Here is a 450-nt window from a genome sequence, read left to right as displayed (position 1 = left end):
GAGGTGCCCTGCCCCACCTGTGAGGGCACCCGGCTCAAGCCGATCGTCCTCGCGGTGACGGTGATGGAGAAGTCCATCGCCGAGGTCTCCGCGATGTCGATCAGCGAGTGCGCCGAGTTCCTCGGCCGCCTCAAGCTGAACGCCCGCGACAAGAAGATCGCCGAACGGGTCCTCAAGGAGGTCAACGAGCGGCTGAGGTTCCTGGTCGACGTCGGCCTGGACTACCTCTCGCTCAACCGGGCGGCCGGTACGCTCTCCGGCGGCGAGGCCCAGCGCATCCGGCTGGCCACCCAGATCGGCTCCGGTCTGGTCGGCGTGCTGTACGTCCTGGACGAGCCGTCCATCGGGCTGCACCAGCGCGACAACCACCGGCTGATCGAGACACTGGTCCGGCTCCGGGACATGGGCAACACGCTCATCGTCGTCGAGCACGACGAGGACACCATCAAG

At 67.3% G+C, this 450-nt stretch carries 1 pseudogene; it reads left to right on the top strand.

Annotation, left to right across the window (positions count from 1 at the left end):
- A pseudogene (locus RNB18_RS52050) lies at nucleotides 1–450 on the top strand (excinuclease ABC subunit UvrA); the annotation flags it as partial.

This window comes from Streptomyces doebereineriae (genome assembly GCF_031845645.1).
GTDB classification, from domain to species: domain Bacteria; phylum Actinomycetota; class Actinomycetes; order Streptomycetales; family Streptomycetaceae; genus Streptomyces; species Streptomyces canus.
The sequence above is the reverse complement of the archived record's forward strand: the minus strand, read 5'-3'. Positions and strand labels throughout refer to the sequence as shown.